The organism is Bradyrhizobium jicamae (genome assembly GCF_001440395.1).
Classification (GTDB): Bacteria; Pseudomonadota; Alphaproteobacteria; order Rhizobiales; family Xanthobacteraceae; genus Bradyrhizobium; species Bradyrhizobium jicamae.
The window spans coordinates 113,217-128,456 of sequence record NZ_LLXZ01000194.1; the positions used below are offsets into that span (position 1 = coordinate 113,217).

Below are 15,240 nucleotides of genomic sequence, written 5' to 3' on the forward strand. Positions count from 1 at the left end.
CGGGTTCGATGTTGCGCATCGCCCCGGAATGACGTCGACACAAAACCCGGCAGCAGATCGGAAAGCGACAAATGTCTTCCTCCCCCTTCCTCGGCATCATCAGCGGCCCGCGCCGCCGCAGCCACGACGAGATTGCCGAGCACAGTGAGCGCATCGCCAGCGGCCTGCAAAAACTCGGCGTCAAGCAGGGCGACAGTGTCGCCATGCTGATGCGCAACGACATCGCCTTCATCGAGGCAGCCTATGCCGCCATGCGGCTCGGCGCCTATGGCGTGCCGGTGAACTGGCACTTCAAGCCGGAAGAGATCAATTACGTGCTGAAGGATTCCGGCACCGCGGTGCTGATCGCGCATGCCGACATGCTGCACCAGTTGCGCGAGGCTATCCCGGATGGCGTCACTGCGCTCAGCGTGCCGACGCCGCCGGAGATCGTCGCCAATTACAAGATCGATCCTGATCATCTCGCGACGCCCGATTTCGCCATCGATTTCGAATCCTGGCTGAAGCAGCACCCGCGCTATGACGGACCGGCAGTGCCGCAGCCGCAGAACATGATCTATACGTCGGGCACCACCGGCCATCCCAAGGGGGTTCGTCGTTTCGCGCCGACGCCTGAGCAGACCGCCAACGCCGAACGCATGCGCGCGATGATCTATGGCCTCAAGCCGGGTGCCCGCGCGCTGCTGCCGGGGCCGCTCTATCATTCGGCGCCGAACTCCTTCGGCCTGCGCGCCGGCCGGCTCGGCGGTGCGCTGGTGATCATGCCGCGCTTCGACGCGGAAGAATTTTTGCACGTGATCGAAACCGAAGAGATCGACACCATCTTCATGGTGCCGACCATGTTCATCCGGCTGATGAAGCTGCCGGAGGAGGTCCGCAGGAAGTACGACATGTCCTCGCTGCGCCACATCATCCATGCCGCCGCGCCGTGCCCGGCCGACGTCAAGCGCGCGATGATCGAGTGGTGGGGCCCGGTCATCTACGAATTCTACGGCTCGACCGAGTCGGGCGCGGTCACCTTTGCCACATCAGAGGACGCGCTGAAGAAGCCCGGCACCGTCGGCAAGATTTCGCCCGGCGCGGAGCTGCGCTTCATCGGCGATGACGGCAGGGAATTGCCACAGGGCGAGATCGGCGAAATCTATTCGCGCATCGCGGGTAATCCGGATTTCACCTATCACAACAAGCCGGAAAAGCGTTCAGAGATCGATCGCGAAGGCTTCATCACCTCGGGCGACGTCGGCTATATCGACGCCGAGGGCTACGTCTTCATCTGCGACCGCAAGCGCGACATGGTGATCTCGGGCGGCGTCAACATCTATCCGGCCGAGATCGAAGCCGCGCTGCATGCGATATCGGGCGTGCATGACTGCGCAGTGTTCGGTATTCCCGATGCCGAATTCGGGGAGGCGCTGATGGCGGTGGTCGAGCCGCAGCCGGGCGTGACACTCGATCTCGCTTCCATCCGCGGCCAGCTCAAGGTCTCGCTCGCCGACTACAAGGTGCCGAAGCACATCGAGATCCAGTCGAACCTGCCGCGCGAGGATTCCGGCAAGATCTTCAAGCGCCGGCTGCGCGATCCCTACTGGGAGCGGGCCGGGCGGAGGATTTAGGTATTTCGTCGTCCCTGCGAACGCAGGGACCCATAACCACAGGCCGCGGGGCTTTCAAAAGGTGTCTTCCTGCGTGCTCTAAAGGGAGGACACGGCGTATGGGTCCCCGCTTTCGCTGGGACGACGGATACCTGCACCGCCTCCATCTTTATCTTGCACTGCGGCAAAAAAATTGCACACTCGGGACAGCCGGGCTGTTCCTGAGGTGGCGCGCCAATGTCTTCCCAGACCATGCCTTCCGAGATCGAGATCCGGCTCAACCGCAGCGATGAAACGCTGGCGATGGAGGAAGATGCCCGGTTGCGGACCGATATCCGCCTGCTCGGGCGCATTCTCGGCGATACCGTGCGCGATCAGGAGGGCGCCGACGTGTTCGACCTGGTCGAGCGCATCCGGCAGACCTCGATCCGGTTCCACCGCGACGAGGACAGGCTGGCGCGGCGGGAACTGGAAACCATCCTCGACAGCATGTCGACCGCCGATACCGTGCGGATTGTCCGCGCCTTCAGCTATTTCTCGCATCTCGCCAACATCGCCGAGGACCAGAACAACATCCGCCAGATGCGCGGCCGCGGCCCCGGCGGCCCACGGCCGAGCCTGCTGACCCAGACGCTGGCACATGCCAAGACGGCCGGGATCAGCGCAGCCGAACTGCGCCGCTTCTTCGGGGAAGCCCAGGTCAGCCCGGTGCTGACCGCGCATCCGACCGAGGTCCGCCGCAAGAGCACGATCGACCGCGAGATGGAGATCGCCGGCCTGCTCGACCGGCGCGAGCGCGTCCAACTCACGCCGGAGGAGGCCGAGGCCTGCGACGAGCAGCTGCGCCGCGCCGTGCTCACACTGTGGCAGACCAACCTGTTGCGCCGGACCAAGCTGACCGTGCTGGACGAGGTCTCGAACGGTCTCTCCTTCTACGACTACACCTTCCTGCACGAGGTGCCGCGGCTGCATTGCGCGCTGGAGGATCGGCTCAACCGGGAAGAAGGCGGCACGCCCGGCGACCTGGCATCGTTCCTGACCATGGGAAGCTGGATCGGCGGCGACCGTGACGGCAACCCGTTCGTCACCGCCGATGTCATGCGCGGCACGCTGCGGCTGCAATCGAGCCGGGTGATGAGCTTCTATCTGGAGGAGTTGCACGTCCTCGGCTCGGAACTGTCGCTGGCGGCGCATCTTGCCGATGTCTCCGAAGAATTGCGCGCTTTGGCCGGGCGCTCGCCCGACTCCTCGCCGCACCGCAGCGGCGAACCGTACCGCCTCGCGGTCTCAGGCATCTATGCGCGGCTGACCGCGACGGCGCTGAAGCTCGAGATCGAAACGACGAGACGGCCGGTCGGCGAGGGCGCGCCGTATGAGAGCGTGCGGGAATTCAAGGCCGATCTCGATGTCCTCGATCGGTCGCTGATTGCGAACAATTCGGGCGTGATCGCGCGCGGCCGTTTGCGCCTGTTGCGCCGTGCCGTGGATTGTTTCGGCTTCCACCTTGCGCGGCTCGACATCAGGCAGAACTCCGCGGTGCATGAGCGCACGGTGGCGGAACTGTTCGATGCGGCAATCCCGGGCATGTCCTATCTGGCGCTGAACGAGGAAGCTCGCGTCAGCCTGCTGCTGAGCGAATTACGCAGCGCAAGGCCGCTCAGTTCGGCCTTCGTCAGATACAGCGACGAAACGCTCAGCGAACTCGCGGTGTTCCGCGCCGCCGCGGAGGCGCATGCCCATTTCGGCCCCGACGTGATCCACCAATGCATCATCTCGATGTGCAAGGGCATGTCCGACATGCTGGAGGTGGCGGTGCTGTTGAAGGAGGTCGGCCTTATCAATCCCTCCGGCCGCAGCGCCATCAACATCGTGCCCCTGTTCGAGACCATCGAGGACCTGCAGGCCTCTTCCGGCATCATGGACCGGATGCTGTCCTTCCATGATTATCGCCGGCTGGTCGACAGCCGCGGCGGCATTCAGGAAGTGATGCTTGGCTATTCCGACAGCAACAAGGATGGCGGCTTCGTCACCTCCGGCTGGGAGCTCTACAAGGCCGAGATCGGCCTCGTCGACGTGTTCGAGCGCCATCACGTCCGGCTGCGGCTGTTCCACGGCCGCGGCGGATCGGTCGGCCGCGGTGGCGGTCCGAGCTATGACGCCATCATCGCGCAGCCCGGCGGTGCCGTGAACGGCCAGATCCGCATCACCGAGCAGGGCGAAATCATCTCGAGCAAATATTCCAACCCCGAGGTCGGACGGAGCAACCTGGAAATCCTCGCGGCCGCGACGCTGGAGGCGAGCCTCCTGCATCCCCGGCAGAGCGCGCCGCGCAAGGAATATCTGACCGCGATGGAGGAACTGTCCGCGCTGGCCTTCAAGGCCTATCGCGGGCTGGTCTACGAGACTGAAGGCTTTGCCGATTATTTCTGGGGCTCCACCGTCATCACCGAAATCTCGACGCTCAACATCGGCAGCCGCCCGGCGTCGCGCAAGAAGACCCGCGAGATCGAAGACCTTCGCGCCATTCCCTGGGTGTTCAGCTGGGCGCAGTGCCGGCTGATGCTGCCGGGCTGGTACGGTTTCGGCTCGGCGGTCGAGACCTGGATCGCGGAACATCCGGAGCAGGGCATGCCGTTCCTGCAGGAGCTCTACCGCGAATGGCCGTTCTTCCGCACACTGTTGTCCAACATGGACATGGTGCTGGCCAAGAGCTCGATCGCGATCGCCTCGCGCTATGCCGAGCTGGTGCCTGACGTAGCCCTGCGCGAGAGTATTTTCGGCCGCATCCGGCGCGAATGGCACTCCTCGATCGAGACGCTGCTCGACATCATGGGGCACGAACGCCTGCTGCAGGGCAACCCGCTGCTGGACCGCTCGATCCGCAACCGCTTTCCCTATCTCGATCCGCTCAACCATGTGCAGGTCGAGCTGTTGAAGGAGCACCGCGCGCAGAACCCGGATGAGCAGGTGCTGCGCGGGATTCAGCTCACGATCAACGGGATATCGGCGGGGCTGCGGAACAGCGGGTGAGGTGAAGCGACGGCCTCACCCCGTCATTGCGAGCGCAGCGAAGCAATCCATCTTTCCGAATGCGCGGATGGATGGATTGCTTCGTCGCTTCGCTCCTCGCAATGACGCGGAGAAGCCTTCATGCACTCACGGCTTCATCGCACCCTGCGCGCTGGTGTAGACGGCATAGAGCGATGACGAGCCGCAGATGTAGAGTCTGTTGCGCTGCTGGCCGCCGAAGCACAAATTGGCGACGGTTTCCGGGATGTGGATCTTGCCGAGGAGGTCGCCGTCCGCCGTGTAGCAGCGCACGCCGTCCTCATTCGGATCGCCCCAACCCACGGAGCACCAAAGGCGGCCTTCACGATCGCAGCGCAGCCCGTCGGTAATGCTGGGCTTGGGCATATCAGCAAAGACCTTGCTGTTCGAAAGCTTTCCGGCCGCGAGATCCACGTCGAACACGCGGATATGCGACGGGTTGTCCGGCCCGTCGGTGAAGCCGGTATCGCAGATATAGAGCTTCTTCTCGTCAGGCGAGAAGCAAAGGCCGTTCGGCTGCACGAAGTCATCGACCACCATCTTGATGTCACCGGATTTCGGATCCACCCGGAAGACGTTCTTCTTGTCCTGCTCGGCGTCGGCCTTGATGCCCTCGTAAAAGCCGCCGATGCCATAGGCGGGGTCGCAGAACCAGATCGAACCGTCGGCCGCGACGACCGCGTCGTTCGGCGAGTTCAGTTTCTTGCCGTTGTATTTGTCGGCGATGATCGTGATCGAGCCGTCGAGCTCGGTCCGGGTGACGCGGCGGCCCGAATGCTCGCAGGTGATCAGCCGTCCCTCGCGATCGATCGTGTTGCCGTTCGAGTTCATCGAGGGCTGGCGATAGACGCTGAGATGCCCGTCATCTTCTGAAAAGCGCATGATGCGGTTGTTGGGAATGTCGCTGAACAGAACATATCGCCCCGCCGGAAAGTAGACCGGGCCTTCGGCCCAGCGGAACCCGGTCGCGACGCGCTCGACCGCCATGGTGCCGGCGAAGGCCGGAAAGCCCGTCGGCCCGAACGAAACCTTCGGCTTCTTCATCGACTCCAGGCGAGCATCCGGATAGCGGGCGCCGGTAAGCGGGCCGAGTGGCAGGGGCGGCGATGCCGTGGTCGGTGCGGCGGTCTGGCCGAGCGGCGCCACGGAGGCGGCAGAAGCCGTCTTCATCGTTACAGCCGAGGCGGCGAGTGCTGCCGCGCCGGTCAGTATCTTGCGACGGTCAAGGCCGCCGCCCTGTTGGTGGGGATCGGAAAAGGTCAGCGAGGTTGTCATGATTTCCTCCCGTGTATTTTTTGTTGGGAGGAAAAACATCGGCCCGCATTCCGGCATAAAGCGGGCGGGCTGAAGGTGGAGTAGCCAGAATGGCGGCGCAGCGTAGCAGTTTGTCGGGTGGGCGAAGCGCAGCGTGCCCACCATTTCCGACCGGGATCGCCGATAGATGGTGGGCACGACGCTACGCGTCTTTGCCCACCCTACGGTCGTGCGTCGTAAGCGCTCAGATCGGATCCCACGTAAAGATATCGGCTGAGCGGTCGAGCGCGGTGAACGATCCCTTCAGCGCCGGCATGCCGTGCTCGGCAATGGTCTGCGGCGTCCAGCCTTCGCCGCGGTGAACCGAGCGGACCGGACGATTCTGGCTGAACAGGAAAATCTCGTTCATGCGCACGCCGAAGATCTGCCCGGTGACGTCCTTGGCGGCATCGGAGAGCAGGTGGGCGCAGACCGGCGCGATCTTCTCCGGTCCCATCTGCTTGATCTTCTCGACGCGCGCCTTCTCGGCGTCGGTCCCGGTCGGGATGGTGCCGATCATGCGGGTCCAGGCGAACGGCGAGACGCAGTTCGAGCGCACGTTGAAGCGGCCCATGTCGAGCGCGATCGACTTCGACAGGCCGACGATGCCGAGCTTGGCGGCGGCGTAATTGGCCTGGCCGAAATTGCCGATCAGGCCCGAGGTCGAGGTGAAGTGCACGAAGGCGCCGCTCTCCTGCTCGCGGTAGATCCGCGCTGCGGCGTGAGAGACGTAGAACGAGCCCATCAGATGCACCTTGATGACGGCCTCGAAGGCTTCCACGCTCATCTTGTGGAAGATCATGTCGCGCAGGATGCCGGCATTGTTGACGACGCCGTCGAGCCGGCCGAAATGATCGGTCGCGGTCTTCACGATCTTGCTGGCGGGGATCGCTTCCGCCACCGACTCGAAATTGGCCACTGCAGTACCGCCGCGCTTCTTGATCTCCTCGACCACTTCCTCGGCGGGCGCCGCGCTCGTACCGGCGCCGTCGGCCGCGCCGCCGGGGTCGTTGACGACGACCTTGGCGCCTTCGGCCGCGCAGAGCAGCGCGATCTCGCGGCCGATGCCGCGGCCTGCGCCGGTGACGATGATGACTTTGTCTTGCAGTGATTTTGCCATGGGGTTCTCCTGTTGTTGTCGGTCATTCCGAGGCCCGCGAAGCGGGAACCCGGAATCTCGAGATTCCGGGTTCGATGCTGCGCATCGCCCCGGAATGACCGACGTGATTACTTCTCGTTCGTAAAGATGATCGTACCTGACGCCGCGAACATGCCGCCGACGCCGTGGCAGACCGAAATCTTCGCGTCCTTGACCTGCGCCGGCGCGATGCCGCGCATCTGCCGCACGCTCTCCTGCAGCGCGTACATGCCGTACATGCCGGAGTGCATATAGCTGAGGCCGCCGCCGTTGGTGTTGAGCGGCAGCTTGCCGCCGGGGCGGGTATTGCCGTCGGCGATGAATTTTCCGGTCTCTTCGTGCGGCATGAAGCCGAGATCGCCGAGGCCAAAAAGCGGCAGATGCGCAAAGGCGTCGTAGATCATGAGATGATCGACGTCCTTGTGGGTGATGCCGGCCTCCTTGAAGGCGGTCGGCCCCGCGACCTTGAAGGCGCGCGAGGAGTTGAACGTCTCCATCTGGCTGACCATCGGCGTTTCCACGCTCTCGCCGGTGCCGAGAATATAGACCGGCTTTTTCGGAAAGTCCTTGGCGCGGTCGGCCGAGGTGAGGATCAGCGCGCCGCCGCCGTCGGTGACGAGGCAGCATTGCAGCAGGCGGAACGGGTAGGCGATCATTCGCGAGTTGAGCACGTCGGCGACCGTGATCGGGTCCTTCATCATCGCGCGCGGGTTCTTCGCCGCCCATTCGCGCTGGGCGACCGCGACCATGGCGATCTGCTCATGGGTGATGCCGTAGGTCTTCATGTAGCGCAGCACGGGAATCGGGAACATGCTGGGCGGGCCGTAGACGCCGAATGGCGCCTCGAACTGGCCGTTGAGGCTGTCGGCTGGTGTCGAGCGCGGCAATTTTCCGATCATCGACTTGCCGCTTTCGGCATGTGTGATCAGCACGGTCTTGCAGAGCCCTGCCTCGATCGCCGCCGCCGCATGGCGGACGTGCAGCATGAACGAGCAGCCGCCCACGGACGTGCCGTCGACCCAGGTCGGCGTGATGCCGAGATAGTGCGCGATCTGCTGCGGGGTTTCGACCGCGGTTGCGATGCCGTCGATGTCGGATAGCTTTAATCCGGCATCGGCGATGGCGTTGAGCGCCGCATCCGCGTGAAGCTGGATCTGCGACATGTTGGGGATGACACCGAGTTCGGTGGTCTCGGCTGCGCCGACGACGGCGACCTGATTTCTGCGCATATGCTTAACCCTTCGCCGGACGGAACAGGGGAAGGGTGATCTTGTCGTCGAGTTTTTCGAACGCGACCTCGAGCTTCATGTCGAGCTCCAGCGCCTCGGGCGTCTGCGGGCAATCGATGATGTTGCTCATCATGCGCGGGCCCTCGTCGAGTTCGACGACGGCGATGGCATAGGGCGGCGTGAAGCCGGGCGCCGCGGGACGGTGGTTGATGACGTAGCTGTAGAGCTTGCCCTTGCCGCTCGCCTTGAACACGGAGACCTTGCGCGAGGCGCAGGAGGGGCAGAACGGGCGCGGCGGGAAATAGACGTTGGCGCAGGCATCGCAGCGCTGCAGGCGCAATTCGCCGGCCTGCGTTCCATCCCAGAAATGCTGGGTTTCCGGTGTGGGTTTTGGTCTCGCGCGGGCGGGCTCGGCCATGCGGCAATTTCTCCTTGGGAGGTCGGGCGCTTGCTTAGCTGTTGTGATCTTGATGCGACATTGACTGTGAACCGTCAACGGTTCTACGGCAGCGGTGATTGCATGGCCGCATTCCTGCGCCCGAGAGCGCTTGTATGCCAGTAATTTTCCGCGCTAGGGTATTTGCAGCGACAGGGAGACGATGTGCGAACGATACGAATAGGGTCCGGCGCCGGCTATTCGGGCGATCGCATCGAGCCTGCGATCGAACTCGCCGAGAAGGGTGATATCCAGTACCTCGTGTTCGAATGTCTCGGGGAACGAACGGTCGCGCTGGCGCAGCAGGCGCGCATGAAGAATCCCGACAGCGGCTATGATCCATTGCTTGAGGAACGGATGCGCGCGGTGCTTCCGGTCTGCGCCGCAAAGGGTATCAAGATCGTAACCAACATGGGGGCAGCCAATCCGGAAGCGGCCGCGCGAAAGACTGCCGACATCGCCAGGTCGCTCGGACTGCCGTCTCTGAAAGTGGCCGCCATCGTCGGCGACGACGTACTCGACGCCTGCAAGGCCGGCGATCTGCCGATCATGGAATTCGACGGCACCATCAAGCAACTCGGCAACCGGCTGTTGTCGGCGAACGCCTATCTCGGCGCCGAGCCGATGGCGCAGGCGCTCGCTGCGGGCGCCGATATCGTCATCACCGGCAGGGCATCCGATCCGGCGCTGTTCCTGGCGCCGATGATCCATGCCTTTGGCTGGGCGATGGATGACTGGAATCTGCTCGGGCAGGGGACGGTCGCTGGGCATCTGCTGGAGTGCGCCGGCCAGATCACCGGCGGCTATTTTGCCGATCCCGGTTACAAGGATGTGGCTGATCTCGCTCGGCTCGGGTTTCCGATTGGAGAGGTCGGCGAGGATGGCAGCCTTGTCGTCACCAAGGTTGCGGGGGCGGGCGGTGCGGTTACGGCGCAGACCTGCAAGGAACAGTTGCTGTACGAGGTCCACGACCCGACAAAATATTTCCAGCCGGATGTGGTCGCCGATTTCTCGCAGGTGAAGATCGAGGAAATCGGACCGGATCGCGTCCGTGTCAGCGGTGGGCGCGGCGCGAAGCGAACCGATACGCTGAAGGTCTCGGTCGGCTATGTCGACAGCTATATCGGTGAGGGACAGATCTCCTATGCCGGCCCCGGCGCGCTGGCGCGGGGAAGGCTGGCGCTGGAGATCGTGCGTGAGCGGCTGAAGCTCACCAATGTTGCTGCAAGCGAATTGCGGTTCGAACTGGTCGGCGTCGATTCCCTGCACGGGCCCGAAGTTTCCGCGCGCGCCGCCGAACCGTATGAGGTGCGTGTGCGTGTTTCCGGCCGCACCGAGAATTTGCGCGAGGCGATCAGGATCGGGAACGAGGTCGAAACGCTCTACACCAACGGTCCGGCCGCGGGCGGCGGCGCGTGGAAATCGGCGCGCGATGTGGTGGCGGTCGCTTCCGTACTGCTGCCGCGCGAGCTGGCAAAGCCGCAGATCCGGTTTGTGGGGGCTTAAGGTGAAGCTGCGCGAGATCGCTCATTCCCGCACCGGCGACAAGGGCAATGTCTCCAACATCTCCGTCATCGCCTATGATGCGAAGCACTATCCGCTGTTGCTGGAGCAGGTCACGGCCGCGCGGGTGAAATCGCATTTCGCCGGCGTTGTCCAGGGCGAGGTGGTTCGTTATGAACTACCCAATCTTTCTGCGCTGAATTTCGTGATGGACCAGGCGCTGGGAGGCGGCGTAACGCGCTCGCTGGCCCTCGATGCCCACGGCAAATCTTTGAGTTCGGCGCTGCTTGATCTCGACATCATACCCGCGCCGGAAAGCAAATAACAAAAGAGAGCGACCGACGATCATGCCTGCTAACCCGACACTCGCCACCTTGGCCGCCGATCTCGATGCCGGACGCACCACCGCGCGCAAACTGGTCGAGGAATGTCTCGCACGAATTGCCGATCCCGCCGGCGAAGGCGCGCGCGCCTTTATCCATGTCGACAAGGATGCCGCGCTGGCCGCAGCCGACGCCATGGATCACTTACGCAAAGCGCATGCTGCACCATCGCCCTATGCCGGCATTCCCGTCTCGATCAAGGATCTCTACGATATCAAGGGGCAGGTGACCCGCGCCGGCTCCCGCGCGCTGGAAGATTCTGCGCCCGCCGAAGCCGATGCGCCCGTGGTGGCGCGGCTGCGGTGCGCGGGCTTCATCGTGATCGGCCGCACCAACATGACCGAATTCGCCTATTCCGGCATCGGCATCAATCCGCATTACGGCACGCCGAAGAGCGTGTTCAATCGCAGTGTCGGCCATGTGCCGGGCGGCTCGTCCTCAGGCGCGGCGGTCTCGATCGCGGACGGCATGGCCTATGGCGCGCTCGGCACCGATACCGGGGGCTCCTGCCGGATTCCGGCGGCCTATAACGGCATCGTCGGCTACAAGCCGACGCAGGCACGCGTACCGCTCGATGGCGGCGTGCCGCTGTCCTCCTCGCTCGACAGCTTTGGCCCGCTGGCGCGCTCGGTTGGCTGCTGCGCGGTGCTCGACGCCGTGCTCGCGGATGAAGCCGTGCAGCCGCTGCAGCCGCGCCCGGTCAAGGGCATGCGGCTGGCGGTGCCGACCACGGTCGCGCTCGACGATCTCGACGAGGAGGTCGCAAAGACCTTCGAGCGCGCGCTGGAGGCGCTGTCGCGACGGGGGGCGCTGATCGAGCGGATCGAGGTGCCGGAATTCCACGATGTCGGCGTCATGAACAGCAAGGGCGGTTTTGCCGCCGCGGAAAGCTACGCCTGGCATCGCTATCTGCTCACCAGCAAGGGCGACGTCTACGATCCCCGCGTCCGCGTCCGCATCCTGCGCGGCGAAGCCATCAGCGCGGCTGATTATATCGACATCCTCAATGCGCGCCGCTCGTTCATTGCGCGCACCGAGCAGCGCATCGCGCCGTATGACGCGCTGGTGCTGCCGACCACGGCGAACGCGCCGCCCAAAATCGCCGACCTTGTCGCCGACGACAAGCTGTTCGCCACGGAGAATCTGCGCTCCTTGCGCAATTGCACGCTGATCAACATGCTCGACGGCTGCGCGATCTCGCTGCCGGCGCATCGCGAAGGCGAGATGCCGGTCGGGCTGATGCTCGCGGCATCAGGCGGATCGGACCGCCGAATCTTCGAACTCGCGGCCGGAATGGAGGATGTCATCCGTGTTTGATCTGACCTTCAACGTCGACGACAAGGGCATGTTGACGCCGCTGACGCTGGCGATCGACCAGGCCGTGATCGCCGGCTGGACCGGCCGCGATCCGGTGGCGCGCGACAAGCATATCGCCGAGCTCGAAGCGATCGGCATTGCGCGTCCCGCAACGACGCCGATCTACTATCGCTGCTCGGCGCGACGGATTACGCAAGCCGACCGCATCGAGGTGTCAGGCGAAAATTCCAGCGGCGAAGTCGAGTTCGTGCTGATCGGCTGGCAGGGCCGCATCTTCGTCGGCTGCGGCTCCGACCATACCGACCGCAAGGTCGAGAGCTACAGCGTCACCGTCTCCAAACAGATGTGCGACAAGCCGATGGCCTCGGTGCTGTGGGAGCTGGAGGACGTCATCGGCCACTGGGACAAGATGATCCTGCGCTCCTGGGCCACGATCGACGGCGCGCGCGTGCTCTACCAGGAAGGCACGCTCGATGCGATGTTGCCGGTCAAGGACCTGATCGATCGCGGTTTTGCCGGCAAGGGTCTGCCCGACGGCTGCGCCATGTTCGGCGGCACGTTTGCGGCCAAGGGCGGCATCCGTCCGGCCGATCGGTTCGAGTTCGAACTGGAGGACCCCGTGCTGAAGCGCAAGATCAGCCATGGGTATGATGTGATCACGATGCCGGTGTTGGGCTAGTTCACAAGCTCTTTTGCGGGGCTGGGCCATCGACTGGCTTTTCGAGGAACGCCAGCGGCCGTTCGTTTGCGGCCGCCGCGTCTGCTGCACTGATGAAGCCAGACTGAAGCATTCGCTCTACGACGTGGTTTCGTCGTTCCACGGCGAGGTCTTTCCTGCGGTTGATTAACCCTGGCGCTTTGGGCAGTGCTGCAATGAACGCGATCTCGTCGATGCTCAGGAGAGCAAGCGGTTTGCCAAAATAGGCACTTGCTGCGGCTCCTACGCCGTAAGCGCCGCGACCAAAATAGTTCTCATTCAGGTAAATCTCGAGAATGCGTTCACGAGAAAAGACTTTCGCAATACGGCCCATGAGAAAGGTGTGCCCGACCATCCGCTCAAGGCTTGGACCTTTGCAGCAATCCGGACTGGTGGGCATCAAGCAATGGGCGACCGATCGTGATATGTTCGACGCGCGCGGTCGCTGGTTGAGCAGCACCGCCTGGACGAGCTCTGCGAACGGGTTGATCGATAAGCGCTCGTAGAAATCGGGGTCCTCCGCAGCGAGCACCGCCTGGGCAACGAGAGGAGGGATGTCGGAAAGCGGGATGTAGACTCGCTGGCCGTTAACGGAGCAAACTGGTTCGGTTGCCGAGATCCTGGTCAGCTTGGCTTCAGTCGGAAGGCCGATGCCATGTTCAAAGTGCCAGATCAGCCAGCCTTCCAGTATCAATAGCGCCATACCTGCTACCGAGAGCAGCGCCAGAACCAGTTTGCCTACAATGATAAGAGCCTTGGACATCTCTCGTGAGGGTAGGGGAGCCGCAGGCAGTTTGTCCGAGTTCCCGTACAGGTTACATTTGTCGATGGAAGACGTCGAAATTGCGTCACAGGAACTTCCGTGTGGGTGTTCCTGTTCGGAAATCGGGTGGCTTGCCACTGCCTGAACTGCGAGATTTGCCGTCATGAAATCAACCGCAAAAGTCCTCCGCCATCCTGCCTCCGATGTCGCCACCCGCGTCGATGCCATCGACTGGACGCAGGCAACCGCCGATCTCGACGCAGAGGGCTGCGCAGTCCTCAAGGGATTGTTGTCGCCGGACGAATGCGCGGCGCTGGCCGCGCTCTATCCCGACGACAAGAATTTCCGCAGCCGGATCGTGATGGGGCGGCACGGCTTCGGCCGCGGTGAGTACAAGTATTTCTCCTATCCGCTGCCGGACCTGATCGCAGAGTTGCGGCCCGCGCTCTACACGCGGCTTTGCGGCGTTGCCAATCGCTGGAACGAGACGATGGGGATCGATATCAGCTATCCCGACAAGCATGCCGCCTTCCTGAAGCGCTGCCACGACGCTGGGCAGACGCGGCCGACGCCGCTGCTGCTGCAATATGGAGAAGGCGACTACAACTGCCTCCATCAGGATCTCTACGGCGAGCACGTGTTCCCGCTGCAGGTCGCGATCCTGCTGTCCGAACCGGGGCGCGATTTCGAGGGCGGCGAGTTCGTGCTGACGGAGCAGCGGCCGCGCATGCAGTCGCGGCCCGAGGTGGTGCCGCTCAAACAGGGCGATGCGGTCGCCTTTGCTGTGCACCATCGTCCGGTACAGGGGACGCGTGGGCCGTATCGGGTTAACCTGCGCCATGGCGTCAGCCGTATCAGATCCGGTCATCGCCACACCGTCGGTGTGATCTTCCACGATGCCAAATGAGCGCGGACTGAATTGACAGCGGATTTGTTCGAAGCCATTCCGGATGTGCGCCCGTCACGCGAGGTGATGGCGGAGGGCGCGGTGCTGCTGCGCGGCTTTGCCAGGCCGTTCGAGGCCGAGCTGCTTCCGGCACTGCGCGCGATCGTCAAACAGGCGCCGTTCCGGCATCTGACCACGCCGGGCGGCCACCGCATGTCGGTCGCGATGACCAATTGCGGAAGTGTCGGTTGGGTCTCGGACCCCACCGGTTACCGTTATGACGCGATCGATCCCGAGTCCGGACAGCCATGGCCGGCAATGCCGCCCGTGCTGCGCAGACTAGCGGCCGACGCGGCTGATGACGCCGGCTTCAACGGCTTCGGGCCGGAGGCCTGCCTGATCAACCGCTATGTATCAGGCGCGAAGCTGTCGCTGCATCAGGACAGGGACGAGCTCGATTTCGGTGCGCCCATCGTCTCGGTCTCGCTCGGACTACCGGCGATCTTCCTGTTCGGTGGCCCGAAGCGCGCCGACAAGCCGAACCGCTACCGGCTCGAGCACGGCGACGTCGTGGTTTGGGGCGGCCCGTCGCGGTTGTTCTTTCACGGTGTTGCGCCGCTCGCCGACGGCGAGCACGCGATCATGGGCCGCCAGCGGATCAATCTGACATTTCGCAAAGTGCGGTGATCCTTCCTTCTCCCACAAAGGGAGAATTGCGAGCATCTCGCGCCATGGGAAACGCCGCGCCCGCCGGCGAGGTAAAGACCAAGGGCACCGGCGGATATGGGCGATGGCCGTTAGGTCGGGAGACTTAGCACACGCGGCAATATCCCCAAGATGCGCAACAGCTGCCGGCCGCGCAGCCCACCGCGCAGCCGACTGCGCAGGCACGGACCGCGCAGCCACGGACCGCGCAGCCACGGCAGGCACGAACCGCGCAGCCACGGCAGGCACG

Annotated in this window: 13 protein-coding genes; 8 read left to right on the forward strand and 5 right to left on the reverse strand. The window is 63.8% G+C overall.

Annotated elements, in window-relative coordinates; translation table 11 throughout:
• Positions 1–71: 71 nt before the first annotated feature.
• Positions 72–1,613, forward strand: a complete 1,542-nt coding sequence (locus tag CQ12_RS33665; RefSeq protein WP_057839583.1) for an acyl-CoA synthetase — start codon at positions 72–74, stop codon at positions 1,611–1,613.
• Positions 1,614–1,829: 216 nt separating this feature from the next.
• Complete coding sequence (gene ppc / locus CQ12_RS33670) at positions 1,830–4,622, forward strand: phosphoenolpyruvate carboxylase (RefSeq protein WP_057839584.1); 2,793 nt, start codon at positions 1,830–1,832, stop codon at positions 4,620–4,622.
• A gap of 126 nt (positions 4,623–4,748) precedes the next feature.
• On the opposite strand, the gene CQ12_RS33675 is transcribed toward ppc, so the two are convergent.
• The 4 genes from CQ12_RS33675 to CQ12_RS33690 all read right to left on the reverse strand — a co-directional run bounded on the left by CQ12_RS33675 (position 4,749) and on the right by CQ12_RS33690 (position 8,718).
• A complete protein-coding gene (locus tag CQ12_RS33675) occupies positions 4,749–5,915 on the reverse strand; it encodes an SMP-30/gluconolactonase/LRE family protein (protein WP_057839585.1) in 1,167 nt (388 codons plus the stop codon).
• A 223-nt stretch (positions 5,916–6,138) separates the two neighbouring features.
• Positions 6,139–7,053, reverse strand: coding sequence for an SDR family oxidoreductase (locus CQ12_RS33680; RefSeq protein WP_057839586.1), 915 nt, complete (start codon positions 7,051–7,053; stop codon positions 6,139–6,141).
• Between the two features lie 107 nt (positions 7,054–7,160).
• Positions 7,161–8,300: a thiolase C-terminal domain-containing protein gene (locus tag CQ12_RS33685; protein WP_057839587.1), complete on the reverse strand. Its 1,140-nt coding sequence runs from the start codon at positions 8,298–8,300 to the stop codon at positions 7,161–7,163.
• A 4-nt stretch (positions 8,301–8,304) separates the two neighbouring features.
• Positions 8,305–8,718 carry a Zn-ribbon domain-containing OB-fold protein gene (locus CQ12_RS33690; RefSeq protein ID WP_057839588.1) on the reverse strand — a complete coding sequence of 138 codons (414 nt, stop codon included), beginning with the start codon at positions 8,716–8,718 and terminating at the stop codon, positions 8,305–8,307.
• Positions 8,719–8,901: 183 nt separating this feature from the next.
• Here CQ12_RS33690 and CQ12_RS33695 point away from each other — a divergent pair, with 183 nt between their 5' ends.
• Genes CQ12_RS33695 through CQ12_RS33710 form a run of 4 tightly spaced genes read left to right on the forward strand, consistent with a single transcriptional unit; the run spans position 8,902 to position 12,618 of the window.
• Positions 8,902–10,242: an acyclic terpene utilization AtuA family protein gene (locus CQ12_RS33695; protein WP_057839589.1), complete on the forward strand. Its 1,341-nt coding sequence runs from the start codon at positions 8,902–8,904 to the stop codon at positions 10,240–10,242.
• A gap of 1 nt (position 10,243) precedes the next feature.
• Positions 10,244–10,564, forward strand: coding sequence for an AtuA-related protein (locus tag CQ12_RS33700; protein ID WP_057839590.1), 321 nt, complete (start codon positions 10,244–10,246; stop codon positions 10,562–10,564).
• A gap of 22 nt (positions 10,565–10,586) precedes the next feature.
• Complete coding sequence (locus CQ12_RS33705) at positions 10,587–11,939, forward strand: amidase (protein WP_057839591.1); 1,353 nt, start codon at positions 10,587–10,589, stop codon at positions 11,937–11,939.
• A complete protein-coding gene (locus CQ12_RS33710) occupies positions 11,932–12,618 on the forward strand; it encodes a DUF2848 domain-containing protein (RefSeq protein WP_057839599.1) in 687 nt (228 codons plus the stop codon). Before CQ12_RS33705 ends, CQ12_RS33710 begins: the two co-directional genes overlap by 8 nt.
• Before the next feature lies 1 nt (position 12,619).
• Here CQ12_RS33710 and CQ12_RS33715 read toward each other — a convergent pair whose 3' ends face one another.
• Positions 12,620–13,399: a transglycosylase domain-containing protein gene (locus tag CQ12_RS33715; protein WP_063799863.1), complete on the reverse strand. Its 780-nt coding sequence runs from the start codon at positions 13,397–13,399 to the stop codon at positions 12,620–12,622.
• Between the two features lie 163 nt (positions 13,400–13,562).
• On the opposite strand from CQ12_RS33715, the gene CQ12_RS33720 reads away from it, so the two are divergent.
• A complete protein-coding gene (locus tag CQ12_RS33720) occupies positions 13,563–14,306 on the forward strand; it encodes a 2OG-Fe(II) oxygenase (RefSeq protein WP_057839593.1) in 744 nt (247 codons plus the stop codon).
• 12 nt (positions 14,307–14,318) lie between these two features.
• Entirely contained in the window at positions 14,319–14,972 is a 654-nt protein-coding gene (gene alkB, locus CQ12_RS33725) for a DNA oxidative demethylase AlkB (RefSeq protein ID WP_057839594.1), read from the forward strand.
• Positions 14,973–15,240: the final 268 nt, after the last annotated feature.